This window comes from Bacteroidota bacterium (genome assembly GCA_021300195.1).
Taxonomy (GTDB): domain Bacteria; phylum Bacteroidota; class Bacteroidia; order J057; family JAJTIE01; genus JAJTIE01.
This window is the reverse complement of the sequence record JAJTIE010000018.1, coordinates 187,425-205,841: the sequence shown is the minus strand read 5'-3', so window position 1 is coordinate 205,841 and position 18,417 is coordinate 187,425. Positions and strand designations below refer to the sequence as shown.

The following is an 18,417-nucleotide window of genomic DNA, read 5'->3' as shown; positions in this document are numbered from 1 at the left end:
GCCAAAGAAGCTAGTCGCCGTCGCCGCTGGCAAAGGTGATACTGATGCCCAATAGCGAAGACAGATCACTCTTCAGGTAGCGCGTCAGCCTTTGCAGCTCTTCATAGGCCTGGTCTAGCTGGGGATTTTGGTCAATGATTTGCTGTGCAAGTGGGAGGTCGGCCGGTATGGGGTCCAGCTCCTGCTGCACAGCAGCCAGCTGCGCCAGGGTGGCGGCGGCCAGCTGGCCGCCGCCGTCTGTGGCCAGCACATATTCCTCAAAGCCGGGCCCTTCTGCACCGGTGGCACTGCGGCCGCGCCACAGCCGGTCTATCGCCGCAAAGTGGGCTTTGGCCAGCTCTAGCCCCTTGCCGCTGAAAAAGGCCTCCACACGGGTAGGCTCTTCGCTGGTCTGGCTCGCGCGTAGGCCCAGGGGTAGGCCCAGTTTGAAGTTCTTGAGCTGCTCAAAGTGGAAGACCATCTGATTGAACAACAGGGAGATAGAACTACCGGCATCGGTGCCGGTATTGGTCACAAAGGTATTGCGGTAGCTTGTGCTCCACTGCTGCCGCACCTCGGTAGCCAGGCTCTTCAGCTGGCCCGCCACGGCACTCAGGTACTGGCCACGCGCACTGCCAGGGCTATAGGCTGCCGCATCGTAGCGATAGAGCAGGTACTCAATGGCATACAGGCCACGGGTGTCGCGGTCAAAGTTGTTCAGGCTAAAATCTTGCGCACTGATGTAGGCCTCTACCTGCAGGGTGTCTACGGGAAAAGTGGCTATGCGCTCGCTCAGGGTACCGGTGGTGGTATTGGCGGGGCCAAAGTCGAAGGCACCCAGGGGCTGCCAGGCCAGGGCGGTTACCTCCCACTGCAGGCGGATGCGGGTCAGCCGGGCCTGGGTAGGGGCTGCCAGAAAGGCCGTTATGCTATCCTGTAGTGCAGTGGCCTGGCTCTCCAGCGCCTGGTAGCCCGGCAGGATAAACTGGTCGGCCACGTGGGTCAGCAGGGCCCCCCGGTCAAAGGGGCTATCAGCTGGCTTCTTATCGCTGTCGGAACTACAGCCTGCCAGCAGCAGGCCCGCTGTAAGGCATAGGGTAGCCGCACAGCGAGCCATGCGGCGGCGGTAAAAGGGCATCCTAGCGGCCATTGGCAGTTACGTCGTTGATTTTGAAGAGAGTGGGATCGGCAAAGCCGTAGGCAGTGGCAATAATCTGGATAGCAGCCTCCAGGTCAGCCAGCTCGCTGGGGCTATTCAGGCTGGTAGGGGTGTAGGGGTAGCTGGCGTTCATTTTGGTCATAATGTCGTCCAGCTGGGCATTGGTCAGCCTGCGCTGTGCAGCCGGCAGGGCCCGCAGGCCATACAGGAAGCCCACCCCCTCGGACCAGCTGTGCCAGGCGGCGGCCCGCTGCGGGTCTGTAGTGGCGGCGGCCAGGCCGCTGGCAGTACCATACAAATAGTTGATGACCGTAGCGGCCAGGGTAGCTTCCCAGTCGGTCTTGATGGCGGTGATGGCCGCTTGCAGGGCAGTGGCATTTCCGCTCGCGGCTGCAGCCCGGGCGTTCAGGAAGCTGGCCTTCAGGCGGGTATAAAAGCCGACATTGTCCCTGCGGGCTGCATAGCGGGCGGTAAAGTTATCGCTTCCGTTGTTGGGGAAGCTGGGATCGGCCCCATAGTATACAAAGGCCTTGTCTATGTCCGCTGCGCTTACCTCACCTACAAACAGCTGGGTAAGCACCCGGTAGTAGAGGGCAGCGCCAAAAGCACCTTTCTCTATCAGCTGCTCCGGCTCTACCCCGTATCTATCAAACAGATAGCCGCCTAGTGCGCCGCCAGTCCCGCTGGGGGCAGTGGCGGGGTTGTAGGTATTGCCTGCCGAAAGGGCCATACGGGCTATCCAGCTGCTCACACTGTCGGCAAAGGCCGGCTCGCTCAGGCTCTCCAGGCTGCTGGCTCCGGAGCCGGAGTAGAGCTGTACCAGCAGGGCCGAGTCCACCTCGGTGCCGCTCGTCCGGCCCTTCTGCATCTCGGTAACCAGCTGCTTGAGGTTGGCCGCCTGCTGGCGTTCGGTCTGGGTATTCGTCTCAAAGTCGGAAAAGGTGTAGGTGGACACCGGGGCAGGGGCTGCCGGCTTGTCGTCGTCATCGTCCCTGTTGCAGGCCGATAGAGCCAGCAGGGCCGACAAGGCCAGGAAGAGCGTTTTGTACTTCATCGATTTATGAGATTGGTGGAAAACAAACAGGTAATTTTATTTAGATTAAATCTAAACAGTATGCAAAATTGAAAGAAATCTGACAGGCACAAAATGACATTGCTCAGATTTTTGAGTGAATTCTTTCGTGCAGCACCCGGGCGGCCCTGGCAGCAGGCGGTGCCGCTAGGCACCGGCACGTGCTGCGGGGCGCCGCCACAGCCAGAAGCCCAGGGCGAGCGTAGCCAGCCACACGCCCAGCTCGATCCAGCTGGGGTCGGAGTTATAGCCCAGAAAAGTTTTGAGAAACGAGCCGATGCTGCCCTTATCGTGCAGGGCATGCACACAGGTTCCCCCCTTGCAGGTGTACCAGGAGCTGGCAGCCAGCTCGGGTGTCTCGGGCTGCTTGCTGGCTAGCACAAAAGCACGCGCGGGTTCCTCTATGCCCATGCCTTCCTCCATAAATTCCTCCAGCTCGTGCGTGCCATAGGCCATCATGCCGGCTGCCAGTATAATAAGGCTGAAGTTGGAGATGGTAAAAATGCGCTGCAGGGGCAGCCGCTTGGCTACGCCAAACAGCAGCCAGCCCAGGCCAAAAGCTAGCCCAAAACCCAGCAGGATGCCCAACCAGGAAAGGCCCTGCCCCTCGGAGCCTGCCGACAGGAAGAGCACGGCCTCCAGGCCCTCGCGTAGCACCGCTACAAAGGCGATACCAAACAGTACCCGCCAACCCAGGCTAGCCGCCAGCTGCTGGCGTATCTGCTGGGCGGGGTTGGCCAGGCGGCCCAGCCACACCACCACATAGAGCAGGATGCCCGCTGATGCGAAAAGGATGACTGCCTCCAGCAGGGGGGCAAAGCCCGTTTCCTCGAGGCTATCCTGGGCCTGTGCCAGGGCATAGCCCCCCAGCAGGCTGGCCACTGCAGCGGCCAGCGCGCCCAGCAGCACGTAGCGGTATCTGTGTAGGGCCTGCTCTCGGTACAGCACGGTGTACACAATGCCCAGGATGAGCACCACCTCAAAGGCCTCGCGGAATACAATCAGAAACTCCTTCATCGAATGATTTTTTAGCGTGACGAATCAGTCTGCCATTGTTCTTATTTAGACTGATCCTAAACAAGCGGCAAAGTTGCGGAATAGTTTTTACAAAAAACAGGAGATTAATCCTTGTTTTCCTCGGCAGGGCTAGTGGGCTGCTGGCCCCCGGCGGGTTGGGTCAGGCGCACGGGCTTCAGGTAGTTGGGGCTATAGCTGTGCAGGGGCACAAACTGCCGGGCCTGCCAGTGCTGCCAGGCCAGCTGGGCCATGCCGGCTGCACTGCTGAGCTGCTGCGGAAAGTACAGATCGCCGGGTCGCTGTAGCAGGTGCTGGCACTTGGCCAGGCCGTCGCCACAGTATAGGCGCGGGCCTGGGGGTAGCGTGTGGGGTACGGCCTCGTCTACCACCACGGCCGCCGGGGGGTATAGCACGCTCAGGTCTGCAGCATAGGCGGCCATATACACCTCCATACGGCGGGCATCCAGCATGGGCAGCAGGCAGGCACCCAGCTGCAGGGCCAGGGGCTGCAGGGGGGCAGCTACACTTAGCAGGCTATCCACCGCGATCAGGGGGATACCTAGTGCCAGGCAATAGCCCTTGGCGGCGCTCACGCCTATGCGCAGGCCCGTATAGCTGCCGGGGCCAGCACAGCAGGCCACGGCCTGTAGCTGCTGCAGGGGCAGTTGCAGGTCTGCCGTCAGCTGGCCCACCAGCTGGGTGAGCAGGCTGGCATGGCGCTGGGGCTGGTGTATGCGCAGCTCGCCCAGCAGTTGTGGGCCATCACTCAGGGCTACGGCGCACACCTCTGTGGCGGTCTCCAGGCTCAGGATCAGGGCCATACGGGTAGGATTGAGAAGCGGTGCAGGTGCGAAACAGGGCGCATGGGAAGAGGGGGCACGTTAGGCAGGCAAGGCCGACTGGGCTGTGTGCACACGGCGGCCCTTTACGGCATTAAGCGTCTGCTGATAGCGGAAGACAAAAGCCATAAGCAGGGTGCAAGCCAGGGCCCCAAAGCCGTGCCACAGGAAGTGGGTGCCCATGGGTAGCAGCTGGGCCAGGTCGTTGTCCAGTGCCCGGCTAAGCAGGGCAAGCAGAAAAGCACCCAGGGCCAGGCCCACCCAGCGCGCATGCCGCCAGCCGGTGCGGTAGAGCACCAGCAGGATGGGAACAAGCATGTACAGACCCATAAAGGTATAGCCCAGGGTGATGCCGTAGGCCTGGGGCAGCCCGGTCATATCTCTGGTAACCAGGTAGATAAGCCCCCGAATGGTGACAAACGCTACAAGGGTGATGAGGCCCACCAGCCAGGGCCGGTGGGTAAGCTGCAGCCAGAAGTAAACCGCCGCACCCAGGGTAAGGATGGCAATGGGCACCCAGTCCATTAGCAGCCAGAGGTCGTGGCTACGAAAGCCATGGTACACGGTGCCCCCTACGCCCCCTATGGCCAGGATGGGCAGGCTGCGCCACAGCAGGGCCTGCTGCTGGCGTACTGGTCTAAGCCGACGGTACCAATAGAGCACAACGAGCAAAAACACGGCTGCACTGGCCATATTGAAGGGCTCAAGAATGAAACGGTCCGGATTGGTTTCGGCATAGATAGGGCCGGAGTCGTTTATGCGTGCGCGTATCTCAGCCTCGGTATAGCGCAGCGTGGATAGGAGTGCGGGCAGCATGGTTCCAGAATCCTGATAAAAGGTGCGTGTGCTGCGAAGGTAAGCACCGCAGGGGTGCCACGCACAGCAAAACCCTGGATCGAGCCAAAATTTGGCGCATCTTTACAGCCCCCCGCTCAATAAGAAACCGGATGACCACGCCCTCGCTCAGCCTCAGCCGCCGCAGTATCTGGAAGCTTAGCTACCCGGTAATGGTGGCAGGCCTGAGCCAGAGCCTGCTGATGCTGACGGATACGGCCTTTCTGGGCAGGCTGGGCCAGGTGGAGCTAGCAGCCGGGGGTATGGCCAACCTGTGGTATTTTCTGCTGGTTATTGTCAGCCTGGGCCTGGGTAGCGGCCTACAGGTAATGGTGGGCCGGCGCCTGGGCGAGGGCAACCTGCAGGCCGTAGGCAGCGTGGTAAACCATGGCCTGCTGCTTAGCCTGTTTTTTTCGCTGCTCACTTTTGTCATCCTCTACTGGCTCATGCCCATCTTCCTGCAAGACTACCTGCAGAGCCGGGCCATCTATCTAAACACGGTAGCCTACCTGGATATCCGGGTGTGGGATCTGCCTATTGTGTTCTTCACTATCCTGATGCGCGGGTTCTATACGGGTGTGGGCCACAATCAGATTATCGTGTGGAGTACACTACTTACCGCTGTGTCCAACTTTGTGTTGAACTGGTTCCTGGTACTGGGCCTGGCAGGCTTCCCGGCCATGGGGGTGGCGGGTTCGGCACTAAGTACGGTGATTGCCCAGGCGCTGGGGGGGCTGCTGGTGCTGGTGCATGTGTACAGGGCGGGTTACGTGCAGCGCTATGGCCTCTTTCGGCGCGAGGCGTTGGACTCGGGGCTGCTGCGCCGCCTAATGGCCCTGAGTGGCCCCACTATGCTACAGTACCTGCTTAGCATGGGCGGCTTTCTGTACCTGGCCTACGAGATTGAAAAGCTGGGCGAAACCGCCCTGGCAGCCAGTGAGCTAGTAAAGACCGCCTACCTAACCCTCATGATCCCCAGCTGGGGTTTCCAGGCGGCGGCCAGCACGCTGGTAAGCTATGTAATAGGGGCAGGCCACCCGGCTGCCGTGGGCAGGCTGGCGTGGCGCATAGCCCTGCAGAGCCTGTGGGCGGCCCTAGGGCTAAGCCTCTTTCTCTTTGCCTTCCCCCGGCTTACCTTCCAGCTCTATACCAGCGACCCGGCCCTCATCCAGCAGGCCATTGGGCCCGGTTACATGGTGGGAATAGGGCTACTCTTGTTTTCAATAGGGGGTATTTACCTGAATGCCGTGATCGGCACCGGGGCTACACGCTTTGCCCTGGCTGCCGAGCTGGGTACCATTACGGCCTACTGCCTTACTATTTACCTGCTTAGGGTGTACAGCCCAGGGCTAATGGCCTACTGGAGTGCAGAACTGGCGTATATGGGTGGTATGGTGCTGACTACCTGGCTGTACCTGCGCAGCAAGCGCTGGATGCGGCTTCGGGCGGCCGTTTAGCTATCCATATACCACCACCGTTCACGTCTATCGGGCTGCACCCGGCACCACAGGCACGTGAATATCCACCCGTATCAGGTCGTCCACTTTGCCCCCGGGTGTACCTATGCCAAAGTCGTTCCGATTGACAACCATGTAACCCTTGAAAGCAGGAGAACCCTGGCTATCAGCCTGAAAATCAAAGACAATAGGAATCTCTCTTTTAACCCCATGCAGGTCTAGCGTGCCGTTCAGCACATAGCCCTCCTTGTGTTTTTCCACCTGGCTGCCCCGGTAGGTAATGGTGGGGTAGGCCTCGGCGTTCAGCCAGTTTTGGCCTGTCGCATGCTTGTTCATCAGCCCGTTGTACAAGTCTACGGAGTCCGCCCGCAGTTCCACCTCAAACTGCGCATCGGCCAGAATGCCTGGCGCAAAGCGGATGCGGCCCTGTAGGCCCCGCAGTTCCCCCTCCTTGGGAAACTTGCTCTGCGCATCGGCCCCGCGAAAGCTAATGCGCACAGCTGCTGTCTGTATCTCATAGGTCTGGCTAGCCAGATAGTGAAAACCGGCAAAAACAAGCAGCCCCCCCAGCAGGAGGCAGGCGGTGAGTGTACGAGCGAGGGGGCGCAAGAGATGCTTCATTTTACGCGTAATTACGGTGGAGCAAGTTCAAGCACGCAAAGCGCAAAAGAGTTCCCACAGAATGCTGGAGCTACGACCATGGGGAGATCTGCACTGGCTCCCAACCGGCAAGCCGGGCATGCCTGCCCGAATTATTCCTATATTTGCACGCTTTTGGCAAAAAGGCCGAGAAGCGCTCGATCAAGCGAAGACGTACGTTTTTTTACAATTTTCATACAATGGCGGTAGTAGACCTGGTAATGCCCAAAATGGGCGAGAGCATTATGGAGGCCACCATCATCAGCTGGAGCAAGGGCATAGGTGACAAGGTGGAGGAAGAGGAAACGGTGCTGGAGATAGCCACGGACAAGGTGGACAGCGAGGTGCCGAGCCCCGTAGAGGGCCGGCTGGTAGAAACGCTGTATAAGGACGGAGATGTGGTGGCCGTGGGCACCGTAATAGCCCGTATAGAGACAGAGGCTGCAGCGAGTAAGCCCGCCCCGGCTACACCCACCGCCGGAGTGGCCAGCCAGGAAAACGCAAGTAGCCGAGCTGCGGTAACGCAACTGGTGGCACACACCACCGCCAGCCCTGTAGCACAGGTAGCCCTGGCCAGCACCCAGGAGGGACGGTTCTACAGCCCGCTGGTGATGAGCATAGCCCGAGAGGAAGGCATAGACCAGGCAGAGCTGAGCCGCGTACCCGGCACCGGCCGCGAAAACCGTGTTACCAAGAAAGACATACTAGCCTGGGTGGCCCAGCGCGGTAGCCAGCCTGCGGCCCAGGCTGTGGCTACACCGCCTACACGCACCAACGGACAGGCACCCGCAGCCACCGGCGGCGGCTACAGCATACAGCAGAAGCCCGTGAGCATAAACGGGGAGTACGAGATCATAGAGATGGACCGCATGCGCAAGATGATTGCGGAAAACATGGTGTACTCCAAGCACATCAGCCCCCACGTTACCAGCTTTGTGGAGGCAGATGTAACGAACCTGGTAAACTGGCGCGAGCGGAACAAGGGGGCTTTCGAGAAGAAGTATGGTACCAAAATTACCTACACACCCATCTTTCTGGAAGCCGTAGCGAAGGCGCTGCGCGACTACCCGATGGTAAACATTGCCGTAGATGGTGATAAGATCCTGGTGCGCAAGGACATCAACCTGGGTATGGCAGCAGCCCTGCCCAGTGGCAACCTGATCGTGCCCGTAATCCGGAACGCAGACCGGCTGAACCTGCAGGGCCTGTCGGCAGCGGTGAATGACCTGACCACCCGGGCCCGGAGCAACAAGCTGAAGCCGGATGAACTGGCTGATGGCACGTATTCCGTGTCCAACGTGGGCACTTTCGGAAATGTAATGGGCACCCCCATTATCCCCCAGCCCCAGTGTGCCATCTTGGCTGTGGGGGCCATACGCAAGAAGCCGGCAGTACTGGAAACAGAGGCCGGAGATGTAATCGCCATAAGGCATATGATGTTCCTGAGCCACAGCTATGACCACCGGGTGATAGATGGCTCGCTGGGCGGTGCCTTTGTACGCCGGGTGGCCGACTATCTGGAGGCATTTGACCCCAAGCGGGAAGTGTAACGGAGCAGCAGAAAACAAGATACCAAAAGGGGGCCCTTGTGCAGGGCCCCCTTTTTTGTGCGCCTGCCAGTAAAAGCGGGGTATGCGCGGGCACGAAAACTGTAGGCATATCGCCAGATTAAGGCACGCGTACCACAAGAGGTATCGCCACAAAAAAGCCCTGTAGCGGTGCTACAGGGCCTACTTTCTCCTTTAGGCCGGGTAGAGATCCCGGGTTCGGATCAGCGGCTTAGTACTTACCTTTCAGGCGTACGGCCTCTGCCACCCGATTTACGGCTACCAGATAGGCGGCCAGGCGCATACCCACCTTCTTGCTACGGCTCATCTCGAACACGCTGTCGAAGGCATCCTTGATGATCTTGTCGGCACGGTCGTTCACCTCATCCTCGGTATAGTAGTGTCCGCGGCGGTTCTGTACCCACTCGAAGTAGGAAACCGTTACCCCACCTGCATTGGCCACAATGTCTGGCACGATCATGATGTTCTTTTCCTGCAGAACAGCATCCGCATCGGCGCTCACCGGGCCGTTAGCACCTTCCACGATCAGCTTGGCCTTAATGCTGGCGGCATTGGTGGTGGTAATTACGTTCTCGATGGCGCAGGGTGCCAGCACGTCTACGTCCAGCTCCAGCAGCTCCTCGTTGCTGATGCGCTCTACGTCCTTGCCATACTCACCTATCCAGCTGTCTATGGTGGTGGCGGTCAGGTCGTGCTTGGCAAAGATCTGGTTCAGGTCGAATCCTTTCTTGTTGTAGTAGGCACCCTTATGGTCGGATATAGCCACTACTTTCAGTCCCTTCTCATGCAGCAGCAGGGCTGCATAGCTCCCCACGTTGCCAAATCCCTGTACGGCTACAGTGGATTTTTTGGGGTCCATCTTCAGTTTCTCCAGGGCCTGCATGCAGGTGGTCATCACACTACGGCCCGTGGCAGCTGTGCGCCCCTTGCTACCGCCCAGGCTCAGGGGCTTGCCGGTTACTACAGCGGGGATGTAGTTGTTGTTGTTCATGCGGGCATACTCGTCCACAATCCAGGCCATCACATTGGGGTCTGTACCCATGTCCGGTGCCGGGATGTCCAGGTCGGGGCCAAATACCTCGCTCATGGCAGCTGTGTAGGCACGCGTCAGGCGCTCCTTCTCGTCCACACTCATGCTACGGCTATCACACTTTATGCCACCCTTACCGCCACCGTAGGGGATGTTTACCACGGCACACTTCCAGCTCATCCAGGCAGCCAGGGCTTTCACCTCATCCTGGTGCACCTCCATGGCATAGCGAATGCCACCCTTGCTGGGGCCCATGGCTGTGGAATGGATAACCCGATAGCCCTCAAACACCTTGGTAGTGCCATCGTCCATCACAACAGGCAGGCTCACCTGTACAATTTTCTCGGGCGAAGCCAGAATGGCACGCTCCCGATCGCTCAACTTAAGGATGTCTGCCGCTGCATTGAAGCGAGCCAGCATGGACTCATAGGGATTGCTAAAGTCAATCTTCCCTACCTTGGGCGCTGATTTCTCCAGGGTTTTAGTACCCTCCTCCTTCTTTTTCGCACTCATATTTCAAATACGCGTAATGGTTTCACTCTAAAAACACCACTGGCCAGGAATGCAGGCCAATAAGCACGCAATTTATTAAAATGTAATGGTTCTAGCGTGCGGGCAACAAAAAATCCGTGATTTACTACTGCGCCCACCCGCGACCCTGCACACCCTGCACGAATACGTTATTGCGAGTAAGGCCTGCTTCCTATCTTTGGCTTGATATTCTGTTTGCCTATTTCTACCATGATTATCGACAGCCGCTACATACGCACCCTTTCCATCGTGATCCCTGCCTACAATGAGGGGCCCACCATCCACCTGATTCTGGACCGCATCAAGGCCGTGGAACTAGGCTGGGGCCTGCAGAAAGAGGTGATCCTGGTGAACGACTGTAGCCGCGACAACACAGAAGAGGCGGTGCGTGCCTACCAGGCACAAAACCCCGATCTACCCATTAGCTACTACAAGCATGCGGTAAACCAGGGGAAAGGGGCAGCGCTACACACGGGCATCCGCCAGGCGCAGGGCCAGCTGGTGCTGATACAGGATGCCGACCTGGAGTATGACCCCAGGGAGTATAACAAGCTGTTAAAACCCATCATGGAGGGGAGCGCGGATGTGGTATACGGCAGCCGCTTTATGGGCGGAAACCCACACCGGATCCTGTTCTTTTGGCACAGCATCGGCAACCGGATGCTCACTTTTGCCTCGAACATGTTTACCAACCTGAACCTGACCGACATGGAAACCTGCTACAAGCTATTCCGTGCCGAGGTGATACAGGCACTGCCGCTCAGGGAGAAGCGCTTCGGCTTTGAGCCCGAGGTAACTGCCCGGGTGGCACGGGTGCAGGGCATCCGTATCTACGAGGTAGGCATTAGCTACTATGGCCGCACCTATGAGGAGGGGAAGAAAATAGGGATGAAAGATGCCTTCCGGGCGCTATACTGCATCATCCGGTACAACCTCTTTGCCCGCCATGTGCGCCACGTGCCCGCCTTTCAGGCTCGGCTTCGGCCAGAAGCGGTACCGCCGGTGGCGTAGGCATCGGCCCAGCTGTGGTTAGCGGGGTATCTGGGCACACAGGTAGTTAATTGGCTTGCCCTCGGCCCGCCAGCGCTCCTCAAAAGGCGTGGGGATACCCGTCAGCTCGTCCAGTAGATCAGAGCGGTAGAGGTCGCGCGTGCTGGCCTGTAGCCTGTAGCCCGCGTCTGCCAGGGTCTGTAGCGAGTAGTCGAAAAGCGGCGCGTCGTCGGTCTTGAAGTGCAAGTGGGCACCCGGCCGCGCCACCTGCCGGTATAGGGCGAGAAAGTAGGGCGAGGTAAGCCGGCGCGGTGCATGCCGCTCCTTGGGGAAGGGGTCGGGGAAAGTGATCCAGATACCAGCCACGGACTGCGGCGGCAGGATGCGGTCCAGGATGTAGATGTCTGTCCACACAAAAGCCAGGTTGCGCAGGCCCGAATCCAGGGCCCGCTGCGCCCCCATGTACAGGCGTTCCCGCTTGGTGTCCAGCGCCAGCACATTGCGCTCCGGGCGTAGCCGGGCCAGCTCTACCGAAAAATACGCCTTGCCCGCAGCTAGCTCCAGCCACAGGGGCTGCTCCGCCTGAGCAAAGTACGATCCCCAGTCCTGGTTCAGTGGCTCGGCAATGCAGTTGGGCAACCGGGCAAAATCTTCAAATCGGACTCGCTTCTTGCGCATGGGATCGGGGCGCAAAACAAACCATTTTTTGCCTATCTGCTGTAAAATACAGAGATTTGCGCAACCTTACCTATGCCCCTATACCCCTAAAAAGAAAAAAACACATGTCTTATCTTTTCACCTCCGAATCTGTATCCGAGGGACACCCGGATAAAGTGGCCGACCAAATCTCCGATGCCATCCTGGATGCCATGCTTACCCAGGATGCCCACAGCCGTGTGGCCTGCGAAACTTTTGTAACCACAGGCCTGGTGGTAGTAGGCGGAGAAATCTCCACCCGCGCGAATGTGGACATACAGAAGATCGTGCGAAAAACGATCGAAGAGATAGGCTATACCAAGGGCGAGTACATGTTCGACTCGCATAGCTGCGGCGTACTGAATGCCATACACGAGCAGAGCCCCGACATAGCCCGAGGCGTAAATGAGGCCGAAAACCTGAACAAGGACCAGGGAGCGGGCGACCAGGGCATGATGTTTGGCTACGCCACCAACGAAACCCCCGAGTATATGCCCATGGCTCTGGCCTTCAGCCACCGCCTGGTGCACGAGCTGGCCAAGATCCGCAAGGAAGGCAAGCTGATGCCCTACCTGCGCCCCGATGCCAAAAGCCAGGTGAGCATCCAGTACTCGGATGAAGGGAAGCCCGAGCGCGTAGAGGCCATTGTGATCAGTACCCAGCACGATGAGTTTGCCGCCGATGCAGAAATGCACAAGAAGATAACTGAAGACGTACGCAACATCCTCATCCCACGCGTAATACCCGCCGAGCTGATAGATAGCAACACCAAGTTTCACATCAACCCGACCGGCAAATTTGTAATCGGCGGCCCACACGGCGATGCCGGGCTGACCGGGCGCAAGATCATTGTAGACACCTACGGCGGCAAGGGTGCCCACGGCGGCGGTGCCTTCAGCGGAAAAGACCCCAGCAAGGTAGACCGCAGCGCCGCCTATGCCACCCGCCATATTGCTAAAAACCTGGTGGCAGCAGGTGTGGCCGACGAGATCCTGGTGCAGGTGGCCTACGCCATTGGCGTAGCCCAGCCGGTGTCCATCAACGTAAACACCTACGGCACCGGTAAGGTGAGCCTGACCGACGGACAAATAGCCGAAAAAGTGCGCGAACTCTTCGACATGCGCCCAAAAGCCATCGTAGAGCGCCTGCAGCTGCTGAACCCCATCTACCGCAACTCTGCGGCCTACGGCCACATGGGCCGCATGTGCCAAGAGGTGGAAGTGGAGATGAATACGGTAGAGATACAGGAGCAGGGCGGAAAGCGCAGCGAAACCTTCACCAAAGCACGCAAGAAAGTGAAGCTCTTCCCCTGGGAAGAGCTGGACTATGTGGAGAAAATCCGCGTAGCCTTTGGGCTGCTGGAGAAAGCCCTGTAGCACGCGGGCAATCCAGTCTTGATATAACAAGGGCCTCCTCATACGGGAGGCCCTTTGCGTTCCAGGAACAGGGGTGGGTGGTGATTGCCCGACTTTTTTCGGATTTTAGCACAAAACTTAGGTTCCGCATGAATTTCTCCAGGCACTTTGTACCCCTGATAGCTACAGTAGCCCTGCTGCTGGCCCTGTGGGCAGCTATCCAGCTATGGCAGCTGCGGCACCACCTGGACCAGCAGACCGAAGCCCTGCTGGAGCCGGAGGTGGAGCTGGCTGTATACATGCAGCAGCTGCACCACTATGCACAGAAACTGCACTGGAGCGGAACGGCGGGCAATCAGCAGCTGGCATCCTTCTACCTGCACGAGCTGGAGGAAACCGAGGAGAAGGTGCTGGAAGCCGAGCTGATGGAAGACGGGCAAAACATCAGCCAGCTGATGCGCCAGCACCTGAGCCCCACCCTAAAGCAAATGCGGCTTGTGGTAGCGCAGAAGGACCTGCCCGACTTTGCCCGCCACTACCAGGCCCTGCTCACCGGCTGCAACAGCTGCCACCGCGCAGCCAAACACGATTTTATCCAGGTGCAGGTGCCCACGCGCGAGGCCTTCAGTGGCCAGGTGTTTGAGTAGGACGCGAAGGGGCAGAGGTGTGTGTGCCAGCGGCACCCGGCCAACGCACGTATACCTGCAGATCACCCGTTTGATACACCAGCCGGAAGACAGGGGGAATTAGCGCCAGCGGCTCATCCCGAGAGACGATAAGCGTGCGGGCCTGGGTGTAGGCCACCTGGGGCCAGCTGCGCTGGGGCAGCAGGCCTGGCAGCTCCTCCAGTTTCAGCAGGTGGTAGTACGCGTCTGAGCTGAAATAGGGGGCCGGATACTGCGCATGGCGCTGGAGGAATAGCTGTGCCTCGTAGGGCTCCGGGTAACTGCGCCGAAACAGCTGCGGAAAGCGATAAAGCTGCCAGGAGGCCCAAAGCAGCGCCAGGAGCAAGACTAGGTGGGCAAAAACCGGCGGGCCAAGCCGCCCGAGCCGGTGTAGCACAAAGGCCCCAATGAGGGCCGAGAACCACAGCTGATAAAGCAAGATGCGCTCAAAGGGCAGCAGGCCCAGGAGGGCAAAGAGCGGAAACCAAAGCTGCAGCTGCAGCGCGGCCAGCAGCATAATGGGGTGCCCGGCGTAGCGTAGCCCCAGGCCTGCCAGCAGTAGGCCCAGCAGATAGCTGTAGGGGCCCAGCTCCACAAACTGCTGCCACACCGCCGGCACCTGGCCTGCCAGCGCGAGCAGCGAGAAAGCCGCCTGCTGATCTACCAGCGTGCCGGTGCCCAGCAGGCCGCCCAGGCCATTGAACGCAAAGAGCGGAAGATAGTACGCGCAGCCCAGCAGGGCCAGGGCCCCCATGCTGCGCAGCCACGGCGCAGGCGCGGCCACAGCCCGGGCCACCAGCACGCCCCAGGCTACATAGAAGCCCGCCAGCGGAAAGACCGCCGTGGGCAGGGTCACCAGGGCCACCGTGCACCAGCCCAAAAAAGCCCCGTGCTGCCGCACCACATGCCCTGCTGGTAGGCCACGGGCTACAAGCTGCTGCCAGTGGCCTGTGGCCAGCACCAGGGCCAGCAGCTGTAGGCCGTAGCCCCGGGCCAGGATGCCGTAAAAGGTGAGCAGTGGGGCAGCAGCCAGCACCAGTAGGGCCAGCAGGGCAGCGGGTGTGCCCCACCAGCGGCGTAGCTGCCGCACACCCACCCACAGCAGGGCCAGGCCCAGCAGCGTGGGCAGCAGCCGTAGGCCCAGGCCTGCGGTCAGGCTATTCAGGGCATTGAAGAGGGGGTGATTATTGGTGCCTGCGTAGTAGAAAAGAGCCACATGGGGGCCATGGGCACTGAAGTTCAAATAGCTGTATGCTTCGTCGTAGGTGATAGGCAGGGTGTAGGCCCAGTAGATCCGCAGGGCCGAAACCCCCACAAAGCCCAGGGTAACTACATCCAGCGGGGGCCAGACCAGGCGGAGGCTTGCCCAGCCAGGGCGGTAGCGGCCGTAGAGCCAGGCCAGGGCGGCCCAAGCCAGAGCCGCACCCAGCAGAAGGAGCCGGATCTCGACCATACGAGCCGGAGCCCAGTAGTGTGCCAGCAGCTGCTGCACAGTGGGGCCAGGGTGCAGGGCATAGGCCAGGGCGGGCACCACCCAGGCTGGCAGCAGGGCCAAGGCCAGCCAAAACAGCGAGCCCCCCCAGAGCCCCCAGCCGCAGGCGCGCCCCATAGAGAAGTAGCTAGCCCGTGGCACCCGCTACCGCCTGCTTCAGGATTGGACTCAGGGCACTGCTGATCTTACCGGCCGTTATGCCCTCTTCGCCCAGGCTTTGGGCCAGGGCATCGCCCGCCCGGGCGTGCAGGTATACGGCCATGGTGGCGGCCTTCAGGGCATTGTAGCCCTGGCTCATCAGCCCGGCTATGGCACCGGCCAGCACGTCGCCCGCGCCGGCTGTGGCCATACCGGCATTACCGGCCGTGCATAGGTAGGTGGTCCCATTGGGGGCGGCCACCAGGGTATGGCTGCCCTTTAGCACCACAATTACCTTTCGCAGCTGGGCCAGCTTGATGGCGTGCTCAAAGCGGCGGGCCTGTACTTCCTCGGTAGAAACACCCAGCAGGCGTGCCATCTCGCCCGGGTGGGGGGTAAGGACGAAGAACGCCTTATCGCCCTGCAGGTCGGCAATTATCTTCCACAGGTCGGGCTCCCCGCCCAGGATGTTCAGCGCATCGGCATCCAGCACGGTAGGCAGCCGGAGGTGCGGAAGCGCCTCGCGCATAAAGTCTACCGTGTCCGTATTGTGCCCCAGGCCAGGGCCCAGCAGCAGGGCCGATTTATCCTCCAGGTAGCTGGCAAACACCTCTCCGGCGGTTCCATTCAGGTGATGCACCTGGTCGGTACCGTAGGGGATGGACATGTGCTCCATACCCGCACGGTGAAAGGCGGTGGTGATGCTGCCGGGCAAGAAGGCGGTTACCAGTCCGGCCCCTATCTCCAGGGCCGCCTGTGCACTCAGGCCTATAGCCCCTGCCTTCCCCTTGCTACCCCCTGCCAGCAGCACATGCCCATAAGTGCCCTTGTGGGTGTTTTCGCTGCGGGGCCTATACCACTCCTGGATAAGCCCGTCGTTCATCAGGCGGCACTTGATACCCAGCCGATCCAGCACAGAGGGGTAGATCTCCAGGTCTAGCACGTGTATCTGCCCGCAGTAGTTGGCCGCAGGCATTACGTAGTGGCATATCTTGGGCAGGGCCAGGGCATAGGTGTGGGCGCAGCGCAGGGGTTCATTTAGCAGCGCGCCCGTATCGCCCAGCAGGCCCGAGGGTACGTCCAGGGCCACCACCGGGTGGTGTTCATTTTCGGTGCGAAGGAAGTCGATTAGCCCGGATATAGGCTCCGTTAGTGCCTGGCGTATGCCCGTGCCCAGCAGGGCATCCACCACCACAGCGGGGACTTCGTCCTTCAGCCAGGCTTCCAGCTCAGGCTTCAGGTCGTCTGTGTAGTAGGTGTGGCCGATGCCTGCCCGCTCCAGGATGCGGAACTGCGTGGCGGCATCGCCCTCGTACTGGGTGCCTGTGCGTGTGTACACCACCCACACTTCCCGCTGCGCATGATGCAGGTGGCGTGCCGTTACAAAGCCATCGCCCCCATTATTGCCTGGCCCGCATAGCAGCAGGAAGCGCTGTGCTGCCGGGTAGTCTGCCAGCAGGTGCTCGGCGGCCTTTCGGCCCGCTGTTTCCATCAGCAGCAGGCCCGGATAGGCGTACTCCTCCATCATGATCCGGTCTATTTCCCGGATCTGTGCGTTGTTGGTTACCAGCATAATCAGGGCTGGAAGTTACACAATTCCCGCCATCTGGCCGGTGTAGGGGGGGCTACGGCCCGTTCCTAGCGGCCTTGCTGTCGTGCTTCCAGCTTGCCTATGCGCAGGCCTTCCATGGTCAGTACGCGGAAGCGCCAGTCGGCTAGCTGAAAGGTGTCGCCCGGGTTGGGTATGTCTCTCAGTTGCTCCAGGGCATAGCCGTTTATGGTGTCGGCGTAGGTGTCTTCAAACTCAATGTCCAGGGCCCGCTCCAGGTCTACCAGGCTTACCAGGCCGTCTATTACATAGCCATGCTCTGTCTGCTGGATGGCTGCCGTTTCGCTGTCAAATTCATCCTGTATTTCGCCCACCAGTTCTTCCAGGATGTCTTCCATGGTAACAATGCCGCTGGTGCCACCATACTCATCCACCACAATGGCCATGTGGTTTCGGTTTTCGCGCAGCTCGAAGAGCACGCGCTGGGCCAGCATATTTTCTGGCACAAACACGGGGCTACGCATCATCTCTGTCAGCTGCTGTGGGGCCTGTGTCTTTACAATCGCCAGGGCAACATCCTTTACATGCACCACGCCCAGTATCTTGTCCAGGCTACCTGCTATCAGGGGGGCACGGCTGCGGCCTGCCTCCATAAAGAGGTCGAAAACCTCGCGGAGGTCCGGGGTCTTCTCGGGGTCGATATAGAACACGCGGTTGTGTGGCACCATCACCTCGCGCACCGTCAGCTCGGGGAAGATGAATACGTTGCTCAGCATCTCGCCCTGGCTCTCGGTAAGCACGCCCTGGCGGGTAGACTCGGCGGTTATTTCCTCCAGCTCCTCGGCAGAGATGGTGAGGGTATGCCCGCCACCCACGTTTTTAACGCCCATGGTACGCAGCAGCAGGTTGCTGGCCCCATTCAGCAGGACCAGGAAGGGGTAAAACACAAAGTAGCACAGCCGCATGGGGATGGCCACAAAGAGGCTGGTGGCCACCGGGCGGGCCAGGGCCAGGCTCTTGGGCGCAATCTCGCCGATGACAATGTGCAAGAAACTGATGAGGATAAAGCCCACAATGAGGGCCGAATTATGCAACACCACGGGGTCGTGCACGTTCATCCACTGGAAGAAGGGTATTAGCAGCTGGGCAATGGCGGGCTCGCCCACCCAGCCCAGGCCCAGGCTAGCCAGGGTGATGCCCAGCTGGGTAGCACTCAGGTAGGGGTCTATGTGGCGGATAATGTGCCCGGCCACACCGGCATTTCGGTTCCCCTCCTTGATGAGGCCCGCCAGCTGGGTGGCGCGCACCTTCACCAGGGCAAACTCTGCGGCTACAAAGAAGGCGTTGAGCAGCAGCAGCAGCAGGGCTACCAACATCATCATGGCCTGCCTGTATCAGGGTTCGGGG

At 60.0% G+C, this 18,417-nt stretch carries 16 protein-coding genes; 5 read left to right on the top strand and 11 right to left on the bottom strand.

Annotated elements, in window-relative coordinates; translation table 11 throughout:
* Positions 1-10: 10 nt before the first annotated feature.
* The 5 genes from LW884_05150 to LW884_05130 form a co-directional block, all read right to left on the bottom strand.
* On the bottom strand, positions 11-1,096 hold the full coding sequence (locus LW884_05150) for an imelysin family protein (GenBank protein MCE3007724.1): 1,086 nt from the start codon (positions 1,094-1,096) through the stop codon (positions 11-13).
* A gap of 22 nt (positions 1,097-1,118) precedes the next feature.
* The gene (locus LW884_05145) at positions 1,119-2,192 is read right to left on the bottom strand and encodes a DUF4856 domain-containing protein (protein MCE3007723.1); all 1,074 of its coding nucleotides are present in this window, start codon (positions 2,190-2,192) and stop codon (positions 1,119-1,121) included.
* A 165-nt stretch (positions 2,193-2,357) separates the two neighbouring features.
* Complete coding sequence (locus LW884_05140; protein MCE3007722.1) at positions 2,358-3,227, bottom strand: FTR1 family protein; 870 nt, start codon at positions 3,225-3,227, stop codon at positions 2,358-2,360.
* A 104-nt stretch (positions 3,228-3,331) separates the two neighbouring features.
* Positions 3,332-4,048, bottom strand: coding sequence for a tRNA (adenosine(37)-N6)-threonylcarbamoyltransferase complex dimerization subunit type 1 TsaB (gene tsaB, locus LW884_05135; GenBank protein ID MCE3007721.1), 717 nt, complete (start codon positions 4,046-4,048; stop codon positions 3,332-3,334).
* 60 nt (positions 4,049-4,108) lie between these two features.
* Positions 4,109-4,882 (bottom strand): hypothetical protein, encoded by a 774-nt coding sequence (locus LW884_05130; GenBank protein ID MCE3007720.1) that lies wholly within the window; start codon positions 4,880-4,882, stop codon positions 4,109-4,111.
* A gap of 131 nt (positions 4,883-5,013) precedes the next feature.
* Between LW884_05130 and LW884_05125 the strand changes: the two genes are divergently transcribed.
* Complete coding sequence (locus LW884_05125; protein MCE3007719.1) at positions 5,014-6,357, top strand: MATE family efflux transporter; 1,344 nt, start codon at positions 5,014-5,016, stop codon at positions 6,355-6,357.
* Between the two features lie 27 nt (positions 6,358-6,384).
* Here the strand turns inward: LW884_05125 and LW884_05120 are convergent, their stop codons facing one another.
* Entirely contained in the window at positions 6,385-6,978 is a 594-nt protein-coding gene (locus tag LW884_05120) for a YceI family protein (GenBank protein MCE3007718.1), read from the bottom strand.
* A gap of 218 nt (positions 6,979-7,196) precedes the next feature.
* On the opposite strand from LW884_05120, the gene LW884_05115 reads away from it, so the two are divergent.
* The gene (locus LW884_05115) at positions 7,197-8,546 is read left to right on the top strand and encodes a 2-oxo acid dehydrogenase subunit E2 (GenBank protein ID MCE3007717.1); all 1,350 of its coding nucleotides are present in this window, start codon (positions 7,197-7,199) and stop codon (positions 8,544-8,546) included.
* A 229-nt stretch (positions 8,547-8,775) separates the two neighbouring features.
* On the opposite strand, the gene LW884_05110 is transcribed toward LW884_05115, so the two are convergent.
* Positions 8,776-10,014, bottom strand: a complete 1,239-nt coding sequence (locus LW884_05110; protein ID MCE3007716.1) for a Glu/Leu/Phe/Val dehydrogenase — start codon at positions 10,012-10,014, stop codon at positions 8,776-8,778.
* A 321-nt stretch (positions 10,015-10,335) separates the two neighbouring features.
* On the opposite strand from LW884_05110, the gene LW884_05105 reads away from it, so the two are divergent.
* Positions 10,336-11,136 carry a glycosyltransferase family 2 protein gene (locus LW884_05105; protein ID MCE3007715.1) on the top strand — a complete coding sequence of 267 codons (801 nt, stop codon included), beginning with the start codon at positions 10,336-10,338 and terminating at the stop codon, positions 11,134-11,136.
* Positions 11,137-11,154: 18 nt separating this feature from the next.
* On the opposite strand, the gene trmB is transcribed toward LW884_05105, so the two are convergent.
* Complete coding sequence (gene trmB, locus LW884_05100; GenBank protein ID MCE3007714.1) at positions 11,155-11,793, bottom strand: tRNA (guanosine(46)-N7)-methyltransferase TrmB; 639 nt, start codon at positions 11,791-11,793, stop codon at positions 11,155-11,157.
* Positions 11,794-11,897: 104 nt separating this feature from the next.
* On the opposite strand from trmB, the gene metK reads away from it, so the two are divergent.
* A complete protein-coding gene (gene metK / locus LW884_05095; GenBank protein MCE3007713.1) occupies positions 11,898-13,187 on the top strand; it encodes a methionine adenosyltransferase in 1,290 nt (429 codons plus the stop codon).
* 128 nt (positions 13,188-13,315) lie between these two features.
* Positions 13,316-13,813, top strand: coding sequence for a hypothetical protein (locus tag LW884_05090; protein MCE3007712.1), 498 nt, complete (start codon positions 13,316-13,318; stop codon positions 13,811-13,813).
* On the opposite strand, the gene LW884_05085 is transcribed toward LW884_05090, so the two are convergent.
* The 3 genes from LW884_05085 to LW884_05075 all read right to left on the bottom strand — a co-directional run bounded on the left by LW884_05085 (position 13,791) and on the right by LW884_05075 (position 18,392).
* The gene (locus LW884_05085) at positions 13,791-15,440 is read right to left on the bottom strand and encodes a hypothetical protein (protein MCE3007711.1); all 1,650 of its coding nucleotides are present in this window, start codon (positions 15,438-15,440) and stop codon (positions 13,791-13,793) included. The genes LW884_05090 and LW884_05085 overlap by 23 nt on opposite strands.
* A 10-nt stretch (positions 15,441-15,450) precedes the next feature.
* A complete protein-coding gene (locus tag LW884_05080; GenBank protein MCE3007710.1) occupies positions 15,451-17,034 on the bottom strand; it encodes an NAD(P)H-hydrate dehydratase in 1,584 nt (527 codons plus the stop codon).
* A 65-nt stretch (positions 17,035-17,099) separates the two neighbouring features.
* Complete coding sequence (locus LW884_05075; GenBank protein MCE3007709.1) at positions 17,100-18,392, bottom strand: hemolysin family protein; 1,293 nt, start codon at positions 18,390-18,392, stop codon at positions 17,100-17,102.
* Between the last annotated feature and the right edge of the window lie 25 nt (positions 18,393-18,417).